3 protein-coding genes are annotated in these 2,995 nt (G+C 71.0%); 1 reads left to right on the top strand and 2 read right to left on the bottom strand.

Features of this window, described 5'->3' with window-relative positions; all coding sequences use genetic code 11:
- On the top strand, positions 1-241 hold a 241-nt coding region (locus ADK54_RS17185), incomplete at its 5' end, for a hypothetical protein (RefSeq protein WP_420717324.1).
- Positions 242-351: 110 nt separating this feature from the next.
- On the opposite strand, the gene ADK54_RS17180 is transcribed toward ADK54_RS17185, so the two are convergent.
- Together ADK54_RS17180 and ADK54_RS17175 are read right to left on the bottom strand one after the other, a co-directional pair.
- The gene (locus ADK54_RS17180; protein ID WP_199826985.1) at positions 352-1,662 is read right to left on the bottom strand and encodes an MFS transporter; all 1,311 of its coding nucleotides are present in this window, start codon (positions 1,660-1,662) and stop codon (positions 352-354) included.
- Entirely contained in the window at positions 1,659-2,618 is a 960-nt protein-coding gene (locus tag ADK54_RS17175; protein WP_053726522.1) for a RimK family alpha-L-glutamate ligase, read from the bottom strand. Before ADK54_RS17175 ends, ADK54_RS17180 begins: the two co-directional genes overlap by 4 nt.
- Positions 2,619-2,995 lie beyond the last annotated feature (377 nt).

The following is a 2,995-nucleotide window of genomic DNA, read 5'->3' as shown; positions in this document are numbered from 1 at the left end:
GTCGCTGTGGAAGAACAAGCGGACCCGGTTCCTGGCGCTCGGTCTGCTGGCCGTTCGCTTCGTCATCCGGTACGGGCTCGGTGTCGCCGGTCTCGCGCTCGGGGCGGCCACCGGCCAGCTCACCCTCGGCATCGTGATGGCGGTCATCGGTACGGCGATGGCCTGGGGCGACCAGTGGCTGATCCTCCGTACCCTCAAGCACGCCCAAGCCGCCCAGCTCACCCAGCTCAAGACCGCCTGACCCCCGCCGCCCAGCGCTACTTCCCCGGCGGCCCGCAGCCCCCGCTCCTCCAGCCCCCAGGAGGACGGGGGCACTGGCATGTTCCAGTGCCCGAATCGGCAGAGGCACCGTCACCGCGCGGGAGCGGGTGCGGGAGCGGGCGTGGTGACGGCGGGCCGGCTGCCCGTGTGGGCCGGTGGTCTGCGGTGGAGCACGCTGATGGTGACGGCCGCGGCCGCGGAGACGGCTCCGCCCAGAACCAGTGCGGCACGGGGACCGGCGGCGTGGGCGAGCCATCCGATGCACGGGGCGACCAGAGGTGTGGTGCCGAGTGAGGCCAGCATGTAGAGACTCATCACCCGCCCCCGTATGTCGTCGCTGACGCCGAGCTGGAGCCGGGCCTTGGCGGCGGTCAGGAACACGAGCAGCGCCGTACCCGTCGGGATGAGCATCAGCAGGAAGGCGAGGTGACCGGGCATCAGGCTGCTTGCCACTTCGAGGACGCCGAAGACGGTCGCCGCAGCCGCCATGTGGCCGCCGCTGGGCCGCTGGTAGCGGACGGCGAGCAGGGAGCCGAGCACGGATCCCGCGGCGAGTGCCGCGTTGCCGAGTCCGAAGGCGGCGGCCGGCGCCCGGTAGACGTGCGTGGCCATGAGGGCGGTGGTGATCTGGAAGTTCATGCCGAACGCGGCGACGACCGCGACGAGGACCAGCGTCCGCGCGAGATCGGGGCGGTCGCTGACGTAACGCAGCCCTGCCCGCACCTGACCGGCCGCGCGTGTCGTGGGCGGGCCCGGGTTCAGGGACCGGGGGTTCATGCGGAGCAGGCAGACGATCACTGCCAGGTACGACAGGGCGTTGGCCACGAACGCGGGTGCCGGGCCGCACACCACGATGAGGGGGCCGGCCAGCGCGGGACCCGCCATGCGAGCGAGGTTGAGGACGGCGCTGTTGAAGGCCAGGGCGCTGACCAGCTGACCAGGGGCGACGGATTCCGCGATGAAGGCCTGAAGGGCCGGTTTCTCGACGACCATGGTCAGCCCGAACGTCAGGGCCAGGACGTAGAGGGCGCCCAGACTGACCGTGCCCGTCACCACCAGGGCTGCGGGAGCCAGCGCGACCGCGCCCATCACCGCCTGGGTGGCCATCAAGGTCCGCCGCCTCGAATACCGGTCCACGAGGACGCCGCCGTAGGGGCCGAGCACCAGCAGCGGCAGGAACTGCAGGGCCGTGGTGATGCCGAGCACGGTCCCGTCACCGTGCGACAACTCCAGAGCCAGCCAGTCCTGGGCCACCTTCTGCATCCACGTTCCGGTGTTGGAGGCCGTCTGGCCCAGGGCGAAGAGCCGGAAGTTGGGGCTCTTCAGCAGGGGCCAGCGCCGCGACGGGCGGGGCGGCAGGGGCAGCGTCCATCTCCTGGCAGGCGAGGCGTCGGTGTTCACCAGGCGGCAGGCACCTTCTGGGCTGCCGCGCCCAGACGGGCCCGGCAGGCCGCCACGACGGCAGGGGTGACGCCCGGCATCACGGCGCGCCAGCCGACATTGGCGTTGACCTCGCACAGGGTGAAGCCGCCGCCCGGCGCGAAGAGCAGATCGACCCCGGCCACCCGCAGGCCCAGCACCTCCGCGGCCCGCACGGCAAGCGCCTCGCCCTGCGGGTAGCGGCCCGTGCAGATGCGCGCGGTCCCGCCCAGCGCCAGGTTGGACCGGAAGTCCCCCTCCGGCGCGGTACGGACCTGAGCCGCCACCGCGCGCCCGTCGACCACGATCACGCGCAGGTCGCGCCCGTACGAATACTCCAGGTACTCCTGGAACAGGTACGGGCCGTCCTGGCTGAGGCTGCCCTGAATGCCTTGGAGCATCGCCCTGTGGGGAGCCAGGAACACCTGCTCGCCGCGGTGGCCCTGCACCGCCTTCACGACGCACGGCTGCGGCGCCCCCGCGGGGATCGCCTCCGCCAGCGGCGCATCGGCGTACGTCCAGGTGTCGGGCACCGGAAGGCCCGCCAGCGCGAGCTGTTGCAGGTGCCAGAACTTGTTCAGACACGCCAGCACCGCATCGACCGGGTTCAGCAGAACGGTTCCCATCGCCTCCAGGTGCCGCAGCAGTGTGATCTCGCGGTCCGTGCGCACCGCGGGAGTCCACACCCGCGCATACGCGAGTTTCGGCGGGGCCAGTTCGCACCCGTCCAGGTCGAACAGCGTCAGCCGACCGCCCCGCACAGCCATCAGGAGATCCTTGCTGCACACCACGGCACAGCGGTCGCCGAACTCCGAGGAAAACGCCTCCGCGAGACGGCCCGTCAGTTCCCGCCCCTTCAGGCCCGTCCCCAGTACGAACCAGAAATCGGCCGCACGTCCCCCCAGACACCCACCACCGGTCGACTCGACATCCGCCATGGACACACAACTCCCCTCACCCACCAGGTACGCGGACTCAGTCCGGGCCGCTGTGGCGCGGCCGGGGCTGCCTCAGGAGTGCCCTTCGTACGCGGCGCTTGGGCCCGGAGAGGGCGGATCTCTCCGATCCGCTTACCGGACTGAACGTACACACTGATTGGCATTCCATAGCGCCAATAACTCCCGCTTTGCGGCATATGGGTGAGGACCCCTTTCCTGTACCACCGGCCATTCGGGGGACGCCGGGGTCAGTCGTCACCCCCTGTCTCGGCGCTCAGGACATTTGTCCTGCGGGAGTCGGGATTCTTCGCTCTGCCGTGGGGCCCCTCCCCGACGGGAGTATCAGTGGTGTCGGCAAGGGGCCGGCGGTCGGTGGG

Source organism: Streptomyces sp. WM6378 (assembly GCF_001279695.1).
In the GTDB taxonomy this organism is placed as follows: Bacteria; Actinomycetota; Actinomycetes; order Streptomycetales; family Streptomycetaceae; genus Streptomyces.
The sequence above is the reverse complement of the archived record's forward strand: the minus strand, read 5'-3'. Positions and strand labels throughout refer to the sequence as shown.

What these genes read in the sequence shown, in the direction of transcription:
- ADK54_RS17175 (WP_053726522.1), bottom strand. Translation starts at nt 2,618, where the DNA reads ATGGCGGATGTCGAGTCGACCGGTGGTGGGTGTCTGGGGGGACGTGCG.